Genomic DNA, 17,083 nt, shown 5'->3' on the forward strand with positions numbered 1-17,083 from the left:
ATCGATTCTGTCAGGCGTAAAAGAGGGTGGCCAATCCGAGAAAGGCCATGAAGCCAACAACATCGGTCACCGTTGTCAGAATAACACCGCCGGCGAGGGCCGGGTCAATGTTGCGGGACTTCAGAAACAGGGGCAGTAAGGTGCCCGCCACGGTGGCCGCAACCAGATTGATGACCAAGGCAGCGGCAATAACAGCACCTATCATCCAGTCGCCGAACCACAGGATGGCCGCAGTAGCGACAACACCGGCCCATAAAAGCCCGTTAAGGATACCGGAGAGCAGCTCTCGATTCAGCAACCATGCAACGTTAACGCTGCTGATTTGTCCCACCGCCATGCCGCGAATCACCAGTGTTAATGTTTGGCTGCCCGCTATGCCGCCCATACTCGCGACAATGGGCATAAGAACGGCCAGGGCAACGACTTTGGCGATGGTGTCCTCAAACAGCCCGATCACCGCCGAGGCGGTAAAGGCGGTCAGCAGATTAATGCCCAGCCAGACTGCACGACGGCGGGTGGTTTTCATCACCGGGGCAAAGGTGTCTTCATCTTCATCAAGACCGGCCAGGCTCATCAGGGAGTGATCGGCATCTTCACGAATAACATCGACCACGTCATCGATGGTGATACGGCCCAGCAGCTTGTTTTGTTCGTTAACGACCGGCGCGGTGATCAGGTCATAACGTTCGAACAGGGTGGCCACTTTGGTGTCGGACAGGCTGACCGGAATAGGTTCGATGTCGGTGTCCATGACCTCGCGAACCGTAGACGCTGGGTTGGATACCAGCATGCGGGTGATGGCAAGGGTGCCGATGAACTCATCCCGCCGGTTCACCACGATCAGGCTGTCGGTCATGGGTGGCAGGCTGCGGTGCCGGCGTAAATAACGCAGTACTACGTCGATACTGATGTCCGGGCGCACCGTGATGGTGTCTGTGTTCATCAAGCCGCCGGCAGTGTCTTCGGGGTAGGAGAGAACTTCCTCTACCCGCTGCCGGTCTTGCTCGTCCATGGTGTCCAGAACTTCCAGGATCACCGTGTCCGGTAACTGTTGAAGTAAGTCGGCCAGGTCGTCTGACTCGAAATCTTCAATAATGTCAGCCAGTTCCTGAGCGTTAAACTTGCTCAGGAAATACCCTCGGATGTCGTCACCAAGGTGCTGGAGAACTTCGCCTTCCAGTTGCTTGTCAACCAGGTTCCACAGCAAAGCCCGTTGACGAGGTGGGGAGGATTCCAGAAGGTGGGCGATATCACTGGGGCTGAGGCCGCCGTTCAGGATGCGGGCAACCTGTTTCAGCGCGCCACTATCCAGAGCCTCGCTTAGGGAGCGAAGTCTCTGGTGGGCCTGACTTTGTTCCAGAATATCGGACATGGATCCACCTACGGTCAGAAAACCTTCGTATTATAGCGGAGTTAGCGAGCGTCGGTGAGAGAGAGTTGTAGGTGAATTGCGAAGAATCAGCCGCCTTCGCCAAAATAATCGGCAATCAGCTCGGTGAGTGCTTCGATGGCCTGCTGCTCATCCGGACCGTCGGCAATGAGTTCAACAGTGGTGCCCTGGCTTGCCGCCAGCATCATGACCTGCATGATGTTTTTAGCGTCTACCTTGCGGTCGTTGCGGCTGATCCAGATTCGGGATTCATGCTCGGAGGCGGTGGCGACCAATTTCGCGGTAGCCCGGGCGTGCAAGCCGAGCTTGTTGATAATCGTCACGGTGCGGCTGATCATGGCGAATCAGATTTCCCCCCGAGCCTGCAGGTGAGGCAGTTCGGAATGGCGAACCTGCACATTGCTGTACTTTGTCGCGAAGTGTTTCGTCAGTTGCTCCGACACATACACCGAACGGTGTTGGCCGCCGGTGCAGCCGATGGAAATAGTCATGTAACTACGATTGCTGTCGGCAAATGAAGGCAGCCAGGAATCCAGAAACCCAACGATGTCGCTAACCATTTTCTGGCTTAACGGCTCACGTTCGAGAAAGTCGATGACCGGCTGGTCGATGCCTGTGTACTTTCGCAGGCTGGTGTCCCAATAGGGATTGGGAAGGCAGCGAACGTCGAACACGTAATCGGAATCAACGGGTACTCCGTGTTTGAAACCAAAAGATTGAACCAGCAGTGCTAACTCCTGATCTTTCCGGCCGGCCACCCGCTGCTTGACCATATCCCGCAGCTCGTACATGGACAGCCCTGTGGTGTTGACATACAGGTCGGCGAGCCGGGACAGCGGCTCCAGCAGGGTTTTCTCGTAGGATACCGCTTCAGGAAGCGAGGTTTTATCATCGCTGAGCGGGTGTTTGCGTCGGGTTGCATGAAAACGCTGAAGCAGGGTTTGCTCGTCGGCATCCAGAAAGATGATTTCCACATCGATGCCAGTGCTTTTGAGTTGGCTGTATATCGCCTCAAAATTGGCCAGCTCGCCGGACAGGTTGCGGGCGTCAATGCTGACGGCCATTTTTCGCAGGCGAGTGGTGGCCTCCTGAGGAACGGCTTCTTGTGTCAGGGGGAAGAGCAGCCCGATGGGAAGGTTGTCGATGCAGTAAAATCCCAGATCTTCCAGTACATGCAGTGCGGTACTTTTACCCGAGCCTGAGCGGCCGCTGACGATGATCAGCTTCATAACAGTATTCCTCTCATGCTGCGCGCTTTTGCTGAACCCGTATCAATTCTGATTCGAAATCATAGCCTTGTGCAGACTGTCGGTTTCCTGGCACTGGCGCAGCTTTTCGCAAAAAGAGCTTTCATTAAACTTTTCAGCAAGCTGACTGAGCAGCTCCAGGTGTTCGCTGGTTGCCTCTTTCGGCACGATCAAGGCAAACACAATATCAACCGGTTGGTTGTCGATGGAATCGAAGTCGACCGGTTCGGCCAATGTCATGAGTACGCCAATGACTCTGTCCAGTCCGTCGAGGCGGCAATGGGGGATTGCTATGCCTTCCCCTATACCGGTGCTGCCCAGACGTTCACGGGACACCAGGTTGTTGAAGATATCTGTATCGTTGAGACTTTCATCCTGTTGGTGAATGTATTCAGCGATAAACTCCAGTACGCGCTTTTTGCTTGACGCTGCAACACGGCACAGAGTCAGTTCTGGAGCCAGAATGTTGTCGATGGTCAGGGATGAATCGCTCATAGATCGACTTCATTTCCGTAAAAAAAAGGCTGCGGCCGGATGATACTCCTGCCGCAGCACGTTTTATTGAAACACCCGGTTCGGTTTCACGCTAAGAGGCGCGTTAACCGTTACCTTGCATCCGGGCAACTGTCTTTTCTTTATGTTTGAGGATCTGGCGGTCGAGCTTATCGACCAGGCCGTCGATGGCGGCGTACATATCCTCGTTTTCAGCCTTTGCGTGAATTTCGCCACCAATCACGTGGAGGGTAGCTTCGGCCATCTGGCGAACTTTCTCAACTTGCAGCGTCACCTGACAATTACTGATGTGGTCAAAGTGTCGCTCAAGCTTATCAAACTTGGTGGTTACGTAATCCTTTAGTGCGGGAGTCAGTTCTACATGATGGCCTGAAATGTTGAGTTGCATAGGCTTCTCCTGTTGTCATATAGCCGGCTTGTGCCGGACTGAGTGTCAGCACCTCTTGTGCTGACGAATCCTTAAACCAAACGTTTACGCTCGTTCGAAGGCGGGATGTGCATGGCTTCTCTGTACTTGGCTACCGTACGTCGGGCCACGTTGATCCCTTGTTCTCCTAGCATGGCTGCTATTTTGCTATCACTCAATGGCTTTTTTGGAGTTTCGTCCGCAATCAGTTTTTTGATCATCGCACGAATCGCCGTTGAGGAACATTCTCCACCCTCGGCAGTGCCCACGTGGCTGGAGAAAAAGTATTTAAGCTCAAAAATGCCCCGTGGTGTATGCATGTATTTTTGAGTGGTCACCCGCGATATGGTTGACTCGTGCATATCCACTGCTTGGGCGATGTCTGAAAGAATCAGTGGCTTCATGGCTTCATCGCCATGGTCCAGAAAACCCTGTTGGTATTCAACAATGCGCGTGGCTACCTTGAGCAGGGTTTCGTTTCGGCTCTGCAGGCTTTTGATGAACCATTTGGCCTCTTGCAACTGATCTCGCATGTAGGTGTTATCAGCGCTGCTGTCTGCCCGCCTTATAAGCGAAGCATAGCTTGCGTTCACGCGAATGCGCGGCGCGATCTCGGGATTCAGCTCTACGCGCCAGCGACCTTCGTGTTTGCGCACGATGACATCCGGGATGACGTAGTCCGGTTCGGTGCGATCGATGCTGTCGCCGGGGGTGGGGTTCAGGCTGGTAATCAAGCCCAGCACTTCTTTCAGCTGATCTTCTTTCAGGCGGCTACGACGAAGCAGCTGAGCGTAGTCACGATTGCCCAGCAAGTGCAGGAACTGGGTAACGACGAGCTTCGCTTGGCGTAGCCAAAGGGTGTCTGGCGGCAGCTGGTTCAGTTGGATCATCAGGCAGTCTTGCAGATCCTGGGCAAATACCCCGGGCGGATCAAAATGCTGGAGCCTGCGCAGCACCGCCTGAACTTCGTCGAGTTCCAGCGGATCGTCTTCCGAACCTTCGAATAAACCGGAGTGAATCTCTTCGATGGAAGACGTTAAGTACCCGCGGTCATCGACGGCATCGAGCAGGGCGTGTGCAATCGCCTGATCCCGTTCGCTGAGCGGTGTTAGGTTCAGCTGCCACTCAAGATGGTCGTGTAGCGTTTCACTCGGGGAGTTTCGGGTTTCGAAATCGGAGTCGTGTTCGTCTTCACCCCGGCTGGCCGGGGCCGGTGCCGATTGGTAGATGTCATCCCAGGCGGTATCGACAGGCAGATCGTCAGGAATGGTATCCGGCGTTTGGTCTTCCGCCGACCAGTCGGGAGCGGCTTCCGATTCGTCCCAATCCGAACTTTGCGAGTCGGTGTTTTGCTCTTCCTGAGCCGAATCTGTCTCGTGCTGGTCGTCGTGGCTGTTCTCTTGCTGGTCGTTTGAGTCCGCCTGATCGTCGTCCTCGGAGGTTTCCAGCATCGGGTTGGAATCGAGTGCTTGCTGGATTTCCTGCTGCAGGTCCAACGTGGAGAGCTGCAGTAGCCGAATGGCTTGTTGCAGCTGGGGTGTCATGGTTAGGCTTTGGCCCATTTTAAGCTGTAATGAAGCTTTCATAACCATGGCTCAATATCCATAACGTGCTTGCATCCTGATCAAAAGCATTGCTTGCAAATATAAAAAACTGTTGTGCGCTGGTAACTTACAGCGCGTGATCAACAATTTAAGCAAGTACCCTGCCGAGTTTACTTGCTCGCGTTCAGCAAAACAATCAGCCCGGCTTTCAGGTCTACGATTGTCTAAAGTCGGAACTCATCCCCGAGGTACACTTCCTTCACTTGCTGGTTGGCCAAAATAGCATCTGCGTTGCCTGAGGCAATGATGTGACCACCTGAAACAATGTAGGCGTTTTCACAAATATCCAAGGTTTCGCGTACGTTGTGATCGGTGATGAGGACGCCGATGCCTTTGTCGCGAAGATGTCGGATGATGTGTTTGATGTCACTGACCGATATGGGGTCAACGCCGGCAAAGGGCTCGTCCAGAAGGATGAACGCAGGTTCCATGGCCAGTGCTCGGGCAATTTCTACCCGGCGGCGCTCCCCACCCGAGAGCGCCATGCCCACGCTGTCGCGAATGTGGGTGATATGAAACTCTTCCAATAGCTCTTCCAGCTTCGCCTCACGTTCCGATTTTGACAGCGCTTTGCGGGTTTCCAGAATGGCCATGATGTTGTCGCGCACGGTCAGTTTCCGAAACACCGATGCCTCCTGAGGCAGGTAGCCGATGCCTTTTCGGGCGCGCCCATGCATGGGCAGGGGAGTAATGTCGTTGTTGTCGATCGTGATGCGACCGTGGTCAGCGGGAACCAGTCCGACGATCATGTAAAAGCAGGTGGTTTTACCGGCACCGTTCGGGCCCAGCAAACCGACAATTTCACCCGAGCGAATCTCCAGAGAAACGTCCAGAACCACCTTTTTCTGTTTGTAGCTTTTGGCCAGATTACTGGCCCTGAGAACTGCCATCAGAACTTTCCTGTTATTGACCAGAGCTGCGGGGCTGAATCACCATCTCGACACGGCCCGAGTTTGTGCCCTCGGAGTTGCCACCTTCTGCCGTTACCACCCGATTCACGGTGTCATAATGAATGATATCGCCACGGAATGTGCTGCCGCCTTGTTCAATTAAGGCTTCTCGTTCGAAGGTTAATTGGTTGTCTTTGGCAGACCAGGTGATGTTCCGCGCCTCGGCATTGATAACCGCCGTTTGATCTTGGGACGGCTGGCGGTAAACAGCGGGGGAGCCGCTCGCTTCTATGCGGCTCAGACCTTGGGGGCTGCGATAAAGAACCACCCGTTCCGCGTCTAGTTTTACTTCCCCTTGCACCAACTCGACCGCGCCGGTGTAAACGGCTGTACCGGCACTGTCATCCAGTCGCGCAGAGTTGGCGCTAACTTTGATGGGCTCGTCGGAGTCCGGTGTGAAGGCAGCTGCCGGGTTGGCAAGAAGCGTGGCTGCCAGAATTAGCAGTAAAAAAAGTCGGTTACCTGATGGGATCATAATGCCCTTCCACTTGGGAATTGAGTTCCAGAATGCGGTCGTCCAGCCAGGCTTTCATGCCTGTCGCTTTGGTGGTTCCGTGTGGCTCGGTGATGGTCACCGGCTGGTCGGTGTACACGGTACCTTCGGTGTTGTTCAGGGTCAGTTCGTTGGTTTCAAACGTGGTGTCGGTGCCTTGAAACTGGCGACGAATCACCACGTTGCCGTTCAGATTTACCAACTCGTCATTTTGCAAAAGGCTACCTTGATCCGCTTCGATATTCCACGGTACCGGATCGCCTTCTCCGTGCAGGGTGGCGCGGGGCTGCTCCATGGCAGCGAGGTTGTTGCTTTCGAATTGTTCGATGCGAGGGCTGGTCATGCGGATTTTAGGGTTGCCCTGAGCATCCCAGGTCCGGTAATCCGCTTGAATGATAAAACCGTCCGGTTCGGCGGGGCCGCGCAATTTCTTAGCTTCATCCTGACTGCCGGGCGGCTCGTCGCTTTGCCACATGAGAAACAAGGTGGCTGCGATTGTGCTGCCTAAGGCCAGTGTCCGGGCCCAGGCTTTGCCTTTTCCGGGGCTGAACAGTCGGGCGATCACGGCTGGGTGCTCACATAGGGTTCGAGCGTTTCCGCAAGCCGGTCTTGCGACCAGAGGATCAGGTCGCAGGCTTCTCTCACTGCGCCGCTGCCCCCGGCCATCGTGGTGCAATAGTCCGCGTGTTGCCGCACCAGCCAGTATCCGTTCGGTACGGTGATGCCCAGGCCGGCGAATTGCAGGGCGGGGAGATCGGGCAGATCATCGCCCATGTAAGCGATTTGATCGGGCGTGATGTCCATATTGGCCACCAGTTCCTGTAGAGCAATCTTCTTGTCTTCTCGCCCTTGCATGAGGTGGGTGATGCCTAAATCGTTCATGCGTTTTTCGGTCAGCGGGGAGCGGCGGCCGGTGATCACGGCAACCGTGATGCCGGCGTTCATCAGTTGCTTCAGCCCCAGGCCATCCAGAATATTGAAGGTTTTAAGCTCGTCTCCGCTGGCGCTGAAGTAGAGCTTGCCGTCGCTCATAATGCCGTCCACATCAAAGGCAACAAGCTTGATGGCAGCGGCTTTGGTAAGGACATCGTCGGTCCAGTGCGGACTCAGGGGTGGGGTGAGTTCTGGCATCAGATCACCCCCGCCCGCAACAAGTCGTGCATGTTGATGGCGCCCACCAGGTTACCTTCGGTATCGGTCACCGGCAGGGCATTAATTTTCAATTCTTCCATAATATTGAGCGCATCGGCCGCCAATTGATCGGCCTGAATGGTTTTTCCGTTACGCGTCATCACCTGATCGATGTTGGTTGTGTGTACATCAACGGATTTGTCGAGCGTTCGGCGCAGGTCGCCGTCGGTAAAGATGCCGGTTAATTCGCCAGCGTCGTTAATCACGGTGGTCATGCCCAGGCCTTTACGGGTTATCTCCAGAAGAGCGCCGCTGAGGGTGGTGGTTTCCAGTACCCGTGGCACCTTGTCGCCGGAGTGCATGATGTCGGAAACACGCAGCAAAAGGCGCCGGCCAAGGCGACCGCCGGGGTGGGAAAAAGCGAAATCTTCCGCGCTGAACCCGCGCGCTTCCAGCAGTGCAACGGCTAACGCATCGCCCATAACCAGGGTGGCGGTGGTGCTGGATGTGGGGGCCAGCCCAAGCGGGCAGGCTTCACTGGCAACGCTCACGTCGAGATTGGCTGCGGCTTCTTTCGCCAGCAACGAATCCGGATTACCCGTCATGCTGATCAGGGGCGCGCCCATTCTTCGAATTAAAGGTAGAATGGTGACAACTTCGCTGGTGCTGCCGCTGTTGGAAATGGCAATAACCACGTCCTGCGGCGTAATCATGCCCAGGTCGCCGTGGCTGGCTTCGCCCGGGTGTACAAAAAATGACGGTGTGCCGGTGCTGGCCAGTGTGGCGGCAATTTTGTTTCCGATGTGGCCAGACTTGCCCATGCCCGTCACCACAACACGGCCTTTGCAGGCCATGATGATGTCGCAAGCGCGGGTGAAATCGCCGTTGATACGGTGTTCAAGTGCTTCGATGGCATCCCGTTCAATCTGGATGGCCCGAACGGCGGAGTTGCGGTAATCCCGGGAACTTGAAGTGTTTGAATCTGTCATCTCGGCTGGCTTTACTCGGTCGGTCTGTGGACCCGGCCCGGTTATCGGGACGGACGACTATGGCGGAAAGTATATCACTGATACCCGGTAGGGCTGCCAATGTTCAGGGGATCTGAACGTTGCCATCAGTACATTTTAATAACCTGAGATTGAGGTCCGGCGACGCTTATCTTAATGTAGGCGCTCCTCGAAAAGGATCAATTATGGAGTCATCTGCATACATTTCTCTAAAAGATGTGGTGTTTTCCCGTTCAGGGCGGCGCATTTTTGATGGCATTACCCTGGATATACCCAAGGGTAAAATTACCGCCATTATGGGGCCGAGTGGCACGGGAAAGACCACGCTGCTTCGGGTCATCGGTGGGCAACTGAAGCCGGATTCCGGCCAGGTCTCGGTGGCCGGTCACGAAGTTCCGAAGCTTAAGCGAAAGGAACTATATCGCCTGCGCGAAAAGATGGGCATGCTGTTTCAAAGTGGCGCGTTGTTCACAGATATCAGTGTGTTCGAGAACGTTGCTTTCCCTCTGCGGGTACACACCTCGCTGCCGGAAGACATGATTCGCGACATTGTGCTGATGAAGCTGGAAGCGGTCGGGCTGCGCGGCGCGCGGGATTTGATGCCTTCTGAGCTTTCGGGCGGCATGACCCGACGAGTGGCGCTGGCGCGAAGCATTGCACTGGACCCCGAATTGATCATGTATGACGAACCTTTTACGGGGCAAGACCCAATCGCCATGGGGGTGTTGGTCAAATTGATCCGGGACCTCAATAGCTCAATGGGGCTGACCAGCGTGCTGGTGTCTCACGATGTACCGGAATCCCTGAGTATCTGCCACTACGCGTGCATCATTGCTGACGGCAAAGTGATTGGCACGGGCACACCGGACGAATTGCGCAATCACCCTTCTGAGCTCGTTCAGCAGTTCCTGAGCGGTCAGCCAGACGGCCCGGTACCCTTCCATTATCCGGCCAGTAATCCCGTTGATGACTTTGGTATCAAGGGAGCGTCAATATGATGGATTACGTAGCGGGCTTCGGTCGAAGAAGTCTGGAAGTGGTGGGTTCTTTAGGGCGTGCGACTCAGTTTCTGTTTGGCGTTCTGGTTGGAGTGCCCAAGCCTGCAACCGGCTTTCCGCTTCTGATCAAACAGCTTTATTCCGTAGGTGTGCTTTCGCTGGCGATCGTTGTGGTTTCCGGCTTGTTCATAGGCATGGTATTGGCGCTGCAAGGCTATACCATTCTGAGCGACTACGGCTCCGAAGCCGCGATTGGTCAGATGATTGCACTAACCTTGGTTCGAGAGTTGGGGCCGGTGGTTACGGCGCTCTTGTTTGCCGGGCGTGCAGGGTCTGCGTTGACCGCGGAAATCGGGTTGATGAAAGCGACCGAACAATTGTCCAGTATGGAAATGATGGGCGTTGATCCTTTGCGCCGTGTCATAGCGCCCCGTCTGTGGGCCGGATTTATTGCGATGCCGATACTGGCGATGATCTTCTCCGTGGTCGGTATTTGGGGCGGCATGCTGGTTGGCGTGGATTGGCTGGGTGTTTTTGAAGGCTCGTTCTGGGGCAACATGCAGTCATCGGTCGATTTTGTGGACGATGTGCTGAACGGCGTTATTAAGAGTGTTGTGTTCGGCTTTGTGTGCGCTTGGATAGCCGTTTATCAAGGGTACGACTGTGTGCCCACGTCTGCAGGTATCAGTTCTGCGACGACCAAAACGGTTGTGTATTCATCACTGGCGGTACTCGGCCTCGATTTCGTGCTGACCGCTGTTATGTTTGGCGATTTCTAATAAGGATTTCAGGGCCCTGTTATGGTGCAAAGAACAACGGAAATAGTAGTAGGTTTTTTCATGATCGCCGGGTTGGCAGCTTTGCTGTTTTTGGCGCTTCAGGTGAGTGGTTTGTCGCCCAAATCGGCCGCTGCAACGTATACGGTATACGCTAACTTTAACGATGTCGGTGGACTAACGCCGCGCGGCAAAGTGTCGATGGCAGGTGTAACCGTCGGTTCGATTGAATCCATCAGTCTGGATAAGAACACGTTTCAGGCCAAGGTAACCATGGCCATTCGTTCGGATGTGGACACCATACCGGCAGACAGTGCCGCGGTAATTCGCACGTCAGGGCTGCTCGGTGAGCAGTACATCGATATTTCGATTGGTGGCGACATGGAGTCGTTGGGCGAGGGTGATACGTTTTACTCCACCCAGTCTGCAATGAATCTTGAAAGATTGATCAGCAACTTTGCCTCTGGCCGCTGATGCAAAACAGGACAGGAGATTAAAATGTTAATTTTCAAGCGAAAGCTGTTTGTTGTATTTGCGTTGTTGATGATGGTTGCTGGTCAGGCGTCGGCGGGTGTCGAAGAAGATCTGGAGCAATACGTCAGCGATAACACCCAAATGCTGGTTCAGAAACTGAACGCCGAGAAAGGCTTGTTTGAAAAGGATCCTGAAGCTTTTTACCAGAGCATGGACGACGCCTTGACGGATTTCGTGGATTTTCGTCGTATAGCGGCCCGGGTGATGGGGCGCTACGCTCGCCAAACAACCCGTGAGCAGCGCGACGAGTTTGTGGCCAAGTTCAAACGCAGTTTGTTTGATAGCTATGCCAAGGCGTTGGTGACTGCCGACGATTTCAGGATCGAGGTGCGTGAAGCGGAGATTCTGCCCCAGAACGAAAACCGGGCATCGGTGCAGTTGGTGGTGATCACCGCCTCGGGCAATCGTTACCCCGTTACCTATTCCATGTATAAAAAAGACGACGGACGTTGGTTGATGGAAAATGTGATTGTTGAAGGCGTCAACATTGGCTTGGCTTTCCGGGACCGCTTTGCTCAGGAAATGGAGGAGAATCGCGGCCAGGTGCAGGTCGTCATTGATGGCTGGACCGATTCGGTGAAATCGTTGAACCTGGAAGAAGACGTTAACGCCTCATGAGTAACTCCCGCCCGGATGTGAGCCTTGACGGCTCTGTATTGAGCGTTGCCGGCGAGGTTGATGCGAGCAGTGTTCTTGAGCTCCGCAAGCAGGGTGAGAAGCTTGTAAGCGGCGCTCAGGGCTCATTAACGGTTGATCTTGCCGGGCTGCAAACCGCTCATAGTGCGATACTTTCCATGCTGATGTGCTGGCAGCGGTTGGCGCAAACAAAACAGGTGTCGCTCGCGTTTGAAGGTGCCAGTGAACGCCTGCAGTCGCTGGCGGCTTTGAGTAATTTGGATGCCCATCTGCCGGGATTTTCCCCGCATAGCTGACCGCTGCCCGGGAATTGGTTACAATTCCGCTCCTGATTTTAATAAAGCTGAGGATTTTCTATGGACGCCGCCCAGGTTACCGAACTTGTTAAAGAAGCCCTGCCTGATTGCGAGGTTCAGGTACAAGTCGATGGCAACCACTACATGGTCGTTGCAGTGGGTGACGTATTCGAAGGCCTGCCTACCATTAAAAGACAGCAGATGATCAACAAGGTACTGTTCCAGTACATCATGGACGGCACCATTCACGCTCTTCACCCGAAAGCCTTCACTCCAAGCGAGTGGGCTGCGCGTCAGGCCAACGGCTAAACAGAACAGGATTACTATTGTGGATAAACTTCTGATCCGAGGCCGAAAGCCTCTGGATGGCGAGATTCGGATTTCCGGCGCCAAAAACGCGGCTCTGCCGATTTTGGCTTCAACGCTGCTGGCCTCCGAGCCGGTTACCGTTGGCAACCTGCCGCATCTGAATGACGTCACCACCATGATCGAGTTGCTGGGCCGTATGGGTGTCGAGCTGCTGATTGATGAGAAAATGAGTGTTGAAGTACACGCCAACACCATCGAGCATTACCACGCGCCTTATGAGCTGGTAAAAACCATGCGCGCCTCTATTCTGGTGCTGGGCCCGCTGGTCGCACACTTTGGCGAAGCTCAGGTGTCGTTGCCCGGTGGCTGTGCCATTGGTACACGGCCGGTCAACCTGCACATTCACGGCCTTGAGCAGATGGGTGCAGAGATTAAGGTTGAAAATGGCTACATTCATGCAAAAACCAATGGCCGCCTGAAGGGCGCGCACATCTTCATGGATACCGTCACCGTAACCGGTACGGAAAACCTGTTGATGGCGGCTACCTTGGCTGACGGCAAAACCATTCTGGAAAACGCCGCCCGCGAGCCGGAAGTGGTGGATTTGGCTGAGTGTCTGATTGCCATGGGTGCAGATATCAAAGGCCACGGCACAGCCACAATTGAAATCAACGGTGTGGAGCGCCTGCACGGTTGTCACCACAATGTTCAGCCAGACCGTATTGAAACCGGTACCTATCTGGTTGCCGCTGCGGCCACTGGCGGCCGGGTGAAGCTGAAAGATACCCGCGCGGATATTCTGGAAGCGGTGCTGCTGAAGCTGGAAGAAGCCGGAGCCCACATCACCACCGGTGAAGATTGGATCGAGCTGGATATGAAGGGCAAGCGCCCGAAAGCGGTGAGCATTCGGACCGCACCTTATCCAGCGTTTCCCACCGACATGCAGGCCCAGTTTGCGGCTATGAATGCGGTCGCGGAAGGTACCGGCACCATCGTGGAAACGGTGTTCGAAAACCGTTTCATGCACCTTCAGGAACTGATCCGCATGGGTGCCGACATCACGCTGGAAGGTAACGCAGCCATTATCAAGGGCGTGGATCATTTGACCGGTGCGCCGGTTATGGCCACTGACCTTCGTGCCTCGGCCAGTTTGGTCATTGCCGGTTTGGTTGCTGAGGGCGACACCATTGTAGACCGCATTTATCACATTGACCGCGGTTACGAATGTATTGAAGAGAAGTTGCAGCTGTTGGGCGGAAGCATTCGCCGCTTGCCAGCGTAATCAAACACCAACGGGAACCCGGAAAGACCCATGACAGATTCCATCACCATCGCCTTGTCGAAGGGACGAATTCTCGAAGAGACGCTGCCATTGTTGGCGGAAGCCGGCATTGAGCTGGTAGACGACGTGAAAAAGTCCCGCAAGCTGGTGTTCCCCACTACGGATCCCAGTGTGCGCGTGCTGATCCTTCGCGCAACGGATGTGCCGACTTATGTTCAGTATGGTGGCGCAGACCTTGGCGTGACCGGCAAGGATGTGTTGATGGAGCATGGCGGGGAAGGGTTGTATGAGCCGCTGGATTTGAACATTTCCCGTTGTCGTTTGATGACGGCCGGTAAAGTGGGCGAGCAGCCGCCGGCCGGGCGTATTCGGGTGGCGACGAAGTTTGTGAATATTGCTCGCCGTTATTACGCGGCGCAGGGTCGTCAGGCGGATATCATCAAGCTGTATGGTGCGATGGAGTTGGCGCCGATTCTGAATCTGGCCGATGAGATTGTGGATATCGTGGATACCGGTAATACGCTGAAGGCGAATGGCCTTGAGGCGCGGGAGCTGATTGACGATATCAGTACGCGGTTGGTGGTGAACCGGGCTTCGATGAAGATGCAGCATGGGAAGATTAATCCGATCATCGAGATGATGGCGGCTGCTGTGGAGCGTCGTCGCGGTTCTTCGGAGTAAGTTTTTTTACTTTGGGTGGGCAGCCATTGGGGCGGCCCTTCCAAAAACCGCTACGAGCACATCCATGTGCGCTTCTCTCCGGCCATCCATGGCCTACGACATTTTTGGAAGGGCCACCCCAATGGCTGCTTCCGGCTTTTGAGTAGGGAAGCCTCTCTACTTAATAATTTCAATCCAAAGCAGGATTTGAGTTATGACCGATAAAATCACCAGACTTAACACCACCCAAGGCGACTTTGACAGTGCGCTGGCCAAGCTGTTGGCGTGGGATGACAGTGTGGATCATCAGGTGAATGAGTCGGTGCGTCATATTCTGCATGAGGTGAAGACCCGTGGCGATGCGGCGGTTCTGGAGTTTACGGAGAAGTTTGACCGTTTGAAGGTTGGCTCCATGGCCGAGCTTGAGATGGGGCAGGATCGTTTGCAGGCGGCGCTGGCGGCGATTCCGCAGGATCAGCGTGAGGCGCTTGAGAAGGCGGCGGAGCGGGTTCGGGATTATCATGAGCGGCAGAATCAGCAATCCTGGCAGTATCAGGATGAAGACGGAACGGTTCTGGGGCAGAAGGTAACGCCACTGGACCGCGCTGGTTTGTACGTGCCGGGTGGTAAGGCTGCGTATCCGTCGTCCGTATTGATGAACGCGATCCCCGCCAAGGTGGCGGGTGTCGGTGAGTTGATTATGGTGGTTCCTACGCCGGATGGTGTGGTGAACGATATGGTACTGGCTGCTGCTGCCATTGCAGGTGTTGACCGTGTGTTTGCTCTGGGTGGCGCGCAGGCGGTGGGTGCGTTGGCTTATGGCACCGAAACCGTGCCGGCGGTGGATAAGATCGTGGGGCCGGGCAATATTTTTGTGGCGACGGCCAAGCGTGAAGTGTTCGGTATTGTTGGTATCGACATGATTGCCGGACCCTCTGAAATTCTGGTGATCTGCGACGGTAAAACCGATCCCGATTGGATCGCGATGGATTTGTTCTCGCAGGCCGAACACGACGAGCAGGCGCAAAGTATTCTCGTCAGCCCGGATGCAGATTTCCTTGACGCCGTGGAAGCGAGCATCAACAAGCTTTTGCCTACCATGGAGCGTGAAGAGATCATTCGCACATCTATGACAGGCCGCGGCGCACTAATCCACGTGGCTGATCTGAAAGAAGCAGCGGAAGTGTCGAACCGCATCGCTCCCGAGCACTTGGAGCTGTCAGTAGAAGACCCGCAAACCATGCTGGAAGACATCCGCCACGCAGGCGCGATCTTCATGGGCCGTTACACAGCAGAAGCCCTCGGAGACTACTGCGCCGGCCCGAACCACGTACTGCCCACAAGCGGCACCGCGCGGTTCAGTTCGCCTCTGGGCGTTTACGACTTCCAGAAACGTTCGTCGCTGATTGGTTTTACGCCTGAAGGCGCGAACCGCATGGGGCGTGTGGCGTCGGTTCTTGCTCGCGGGGAAGGGCTGACCGCTCACGCCCGTTCGGCGGAATACCGTATTAAAGACTGAGTCGTTGTGCGCAGGGCGGTTTCGGATTGGGTGCTTGAGAGCATGGCAAGAAGGCCTTTCCAAAAACCGCTCCTTCGGCACGTCCATGTGACGCTTCTGCTCCGCCATCCATGGCTCCGCACATTTTTGGAAAGGCCTTCTTGCCACACTCATCCAAACCTTGTGCACTGCCGCCCTGCATCAGCGTCATCATTGAATTCTTATTATTGCACCAACTCGGAGTGCGTGAATCATGAGTAAATACTGGAGCTCACTAGTCAGCGAGTTACAGCCATATGTGCCAGGTGAGCAGCCTAAAATGGCCAATTTGATAAAGCTGAACACCAACGAAAACCCTTTCGGGCCATCCCCGAAGGTGATCTCGGCCATTAAATCAGAGCTAAACGACAACCTTCGCCTGTACCCAGATCCCACAGGCCACGCTCTGAAAGAGGCGATCGCTTCGTATTACACCGATTTCGGCATAGAAGAAAACCAAGTCTTCGTTGGCAACGGCTCCGACGAAGTGCTGGCCCACATCTTCCAAGGCCTGCTGAAACAAGACAAACCCATCCTGTTTCCGGACATCACCTACAGCTTCTATCCCGTGTACTGCGGGCTGTACAAAGTTGAAAGCAACATCATCCCGTTGACCGAAAACTTTGAAATAAACCCGGACGACTACAAACGAGACAACGGCGGCGTTATCTTCCCGAACCCCAACGCCCCCACCGGACGCTACATGGGCTTGCAGCATGTGCAGGCCATTGTAGAAGCGAATCTGGATAGTGTTGTGGTAGTGGACGAAGCCTACATCGATTTCGGTGGTGAAACCGCGATTCGCTTGGTTAACCAATACCCGAACCTGGTGGTGTGCCAAACGTTGTCAAAAGCGCGTTCGCTGGCGGGTTTGCGAGTCGGATTCGCCGTCGCCAATGCAGAGCTCATTGAAGGATTGAACCGAGTCAAAGACAGCTTCAACTCCTACCCGCTGGATCGCTTGGCGCTGGCGGGTGCCGTGGCTGCATTCGAAGACCGCCAATGGTTCGAAGACTCCTGCAACGGCGTTATTCGAGAACGTGAAAAAGTCACCAAAGGATTGGAAAATCTCGGCTTCGAAGTGCTGCCCTCAAAAGCCAACTTCGTGTTTGCCCGTCACCCTGAACACAAAGGTGCCGATGTTGCTGCGGAGCTCAGAGAGCAGGGCATTATTGTCCGCCACTTCAATAAACCGAGAATCAGTGAATTCCTGCGAATCACTATTGGCACCAGCGACCAAAACAACGCGTTGATCAAAGCTTTGGACTTTCTCTAAACGCGCGAGAAATATGATCGACAAATCAGCGCGCACCC

At 54.8% G+C, this 17,083-nt stretch carries 21 protein-coding genes; 10 read left to right on the top strand and 11 right to left on the bottom strand.

The window, feature by feature from the left end; all coding sequences use genetic code 11:
• Nucleotides 1-10: 10 nt before the first annotated feature.
• The 11 genes from mgtE to MWU64_RS12320 all read right to left on the bottom strand — a co-directional run bounded on the left by mgtE (nucleotide 11) and on the right by MWU64_RS12320 (nucleotide 8,723).
• On the bottom strand, nucleotides 11-1,372 hold the full coding sequence (gene mgtE / locus MWU64_RS12270; RefSeq protein ID WP_247064678.1) for a magnesium transporter: 1,362 nt from the start codon (nucleotides 1,370-1,372) through the stop codon (nucleotides 11-13).
• A gap of 86 nt (nucleotides 1,373-1,458) precedes the next feature.
• Complete coding sequence (locus MWU64_RS12275) at nucleotides 1,459-1,728, bottom strand: HPr family phosphocarrier protein (RefSeq protein ID WP_247064679.1); 270 nt, start codon at nucleotides 1,726-1,728, stop codon at nucleotides 1,459-1,461.
• Nucleotides 1,729-1,734: 6 nt separating this feature from the next.
• The gene (gene rapZ, locus MWU64_RS12280) at nucleotides 1,735-2,619 is read right to left on the bottom strand and encodes an RNase adapter RapZ (protein ID WP_247064680.1); all 885 of its coding nucleotides are present in this window, start codon (nucleotides 2,617-2,619) and stop codon (nucleotides 1,735-1,737) included.
• A gap of 42 nt (nucleotides 2,620-2,661) precedes the next feature.
• The gene (gene ptsN / locus MWU64_RS12285; RefSeq protein WP_247064681.1) at nucleotides 2,662-3,132 is read right to left on the bottom strand and encodes a PTS IIA-like nitrogen regulatory protein PtsN; all 471 of its coding nucleotides are present in this window, start codon (nucleotides 3,130-3,132) and stop codon (nucleotides 2,662-2,664) included.
• A 103-nt stretch (nucleotides 3,133-3,235) separates the two neighbouring features.
• Nucleotides 3,236-3,538, bottom strand: a complete 303-nt coding sequence (hpf, locus tag MWU64_RS12290) for a ribosome hibernation promoting factor (RefSeq protein ID WP_247064682.1) — start codon at nucleotides 3,536-3,538, stop codon at nucleotides 3,236-3,238.
• Nucleotides 3,539-3,609: 71 nt separating this feature from the next.
• Nucleotides 3,610-5,142 (bottom strand): RNA polymerase factor sigma-54, encoded by a 1,533-nt coding sequence (locus MWU64_RS12295; protein ID WP_247064719.1) that lies wholly within the window; start codon nucleotides 5,140-5,142, stop codon nucleotides 3,610-3,612.
• Between the two features lie 182 nt (nucleotides 5,143-5,324).
• Nucleotides 5,325-6,050, bottom strand: coding sequence for an LPS export ABC transporter ATP-binding protein (gene lptB, locus MWU64_RS12300; protein ID WP_247064683.1), 726 nt, complete (start codon nucleotides 6,048-6,050; stop codon nucleotides 5,325-5,327).
• A gap of 13 nt (nucleotides 6,051-6,063) precedes the next feature.
• Nucleotides 6,064-6,585, bottom strand: coding sequence for a lipopolysaccharide transport periplasmic protein LptA (lptA, locus tag MWU64_RS12305; RefSeq protein WP_247064684.1), 522 nt, complete (start codon nucleotides 6,583-6,585; stop codon nucleotides 6,064-6,066).
• Complete coding sequence (gene lptC / locus MWU64_RS12310) at nucleotides 6,569-7,168, bottom strand: LPS export ABC transporter periplasmic protein LptC (RefSeq protein WP_247064685.1); 600 nt, start codon at nucleotides 7,166-7,168, stop codon at nucleotides 6,569-6,571. The genes lptA and lptC overlap by 17 nt, the downstream gene beginning before the upstream one ends.
• The gene (gene kdsC / locus MWU64_RS12315; protein WP_247064686.1) at nucleotides 7,165-7,734 is read right to left on the bottom strand and encodes a 3-deoxy-manno-octulosonate-8-phosphatase KdsC; all 570 of its coding nucleotides are present in this window, start codon (nucleotides 7,732-7,734) and stop codon (nucleotides 7,165-7,167) included. The genes lptC and kdsC overlap by 4 nt, the downstream gene beginning before the upstream one ends.
• Nucleotides 7,734-8,723, bottom strand: a complete 990-nt coding sequence (locus MWU64_RS12320) for a KpsF/GutQ family sugar-phosphate isomerase (protein WP_247064687.1) — start codon at nucleotides 8,721-8,723, stop codon at nucleotides 7,734-7,736. Before MWU64_RS12320 ends, kdsC begins: the two co-directional genes overlap by 1 nt.
• A 203-nt stretch (nucleotides 8,724-8,926) precedes the next feature.
• On the opposite strand from MWU64_RS12320, the gene MWU64_RS12325 reads away from it, so the two are divergent.
• The 10 genes from MWU64_RS12325 to hisC all read left to right on the top strand — a co-directional run bounded on the left by MWU64_RS12325 (nucleotide 8,927) and on the right by hisC (nucleotide 17,045).
• Entirely contained in the window at nucleotides 8,927-9,739 is an 813-nt protein-coding gene (locus MWU64_RS12325; RefSeq protein WP_247064688.1) for an ATP-binding cassette domain-containing protein, read from the top strand.
• The gene (gene mlaE, locus MWU64_RS12330) at nucleotides 9,736-10,518 is read left to right on the top strand and encodes a lipid asymmetry maintenance ABC transporter permease subunit MlaE (protein ID WP_247064689.1); all 783 of its coding nucleotides are present in this window, start codon (nucleotides 9,736-9,738) and stop codon (nucleotides 10,516-10,518) included. The genes MWU64_RS12325 and mlaE overlap by 4 nt, the downstream gene beginning before the upstream one ends.
• A 21-nt stretch (nucleotides 10,519-10,539) precedes the next feature.
• Nucleotides 10,540-10,989: an outer membrane lipid asymmetry maintenance protein MlaD gene (gene mlaD, locus MWU64_RS12335; RefSeq protein ID WP_247064690.1), complete on the top strand. Its 450-nt coding sequence runs from the start codon at nucleotides 10,540-10,542 to the stop codon at nucleotides 10,987-10,989.
• A gap of 24 nt (nucleotides 10,990-11,013) precedes the next feature.
• On the top strand, nucleotides 11,014-11,667 hold the full coding sequence (locus MWU64_RS12340; protein ID WP_247064691.1) for an ABC transporter substrate-binding protein: 654 nt from the start codon (nucleotides 11,014-11,016) through the stop codon (nucleotides 11,665-11,667).
• Nucleotides 11,664-11,981, top strand: a complete 318-nt coding sequence (locus MWU64_RS12345) for an STAS domain-containing protein (protein ID WP_247064692.1) — start codon at nucleotides 11,664-11,666, stop codon at nucleotides 11,979-11,981. Before MWU64_RS12340 ends, MWU64_RS12345 begins: the two co-directional genes overlap by 4 nt.
• 60 nt (nucleotides 11,982-12,041) lie before the next feature.
• The gene (locus MWU64_RS12350) at nucleotides 12,042-12,290 is read left to right on the top strand and encodes a BolA/IbaG family iron-sulfur metabolism protein (protein WP_247064693.1); all 249 of its coding nucleotides are present in this window, start codon (nucleotides 12,042-12,044) and stop codon (nucleotides 12,288-12,290) included.
• A gap of 19 nt (nucleotides 12,291-12,309) precedes the next feature.
• Entirely contained in the window at nucleotides 12,310-13,572 is a 1,263-nt protein-coding gene (gene murA / locus MWU64_RS12355; protein ID WP_199006477.1) for a UDP-N-acetylglucosamine 1-carboxyvinyltransferase, read from the top strand.
• A 30-nt stretch (nucleotides 13,573-13,602) separates the two neighbouring features.
• Nucleotides 13,603-14,253 carry an ATP phosphoribosyltransferase gene (hisG, locus tag MWU64_RS12360; RefSeq protein ID WP_247064694.1) on the top strand — a complete coding sequence of 217 codons (651 nt, stop codon included), beginning with the start codon at nucleotides 13,603-13,605 and terminating at the stop codon, nucleotides 14,251-14,253.
• A gap of 193 nt (nucleotides 14,254-14,446) precedes the next feature.
• Nucleotides 14,447-15,751, top strand: coding sequence for a histidinol dehydrogenase (hisD, locus tag MWU64_RS12365; protein ID WP_247064695.1), 1,305 nt, complete (start codon nucleotides 14,447-14,449; stop codon nucleotides 15,749-15,751).
• 232 nt (nucleotides 15,752-15,983) lie between these two features.
• Nucleotides 15,984-17,045, top strand: coding sequence for a histidinol-phosphate transaminase (hisC, locus tag MWU64_RS12370; protein WP_247064696.1), 1,062 nt, complete (start codon nucleotides 15,984-15,986; stop codon nucleotides 17,043-17,045).
• Nucleotides 17,046-17,083 lie beyond the last annotated feature (38 nt).

The organism is Marinobacter sp. S0848L (assembly GCF_023016065.1).
In the GTDB taxonomy this organism is placed as follows: domain Bacteria; phylum Pseudomonadota; class Gammaproteobacteria; order Pseudomonadales; family Oleiphilaceae; genus Marinobacter.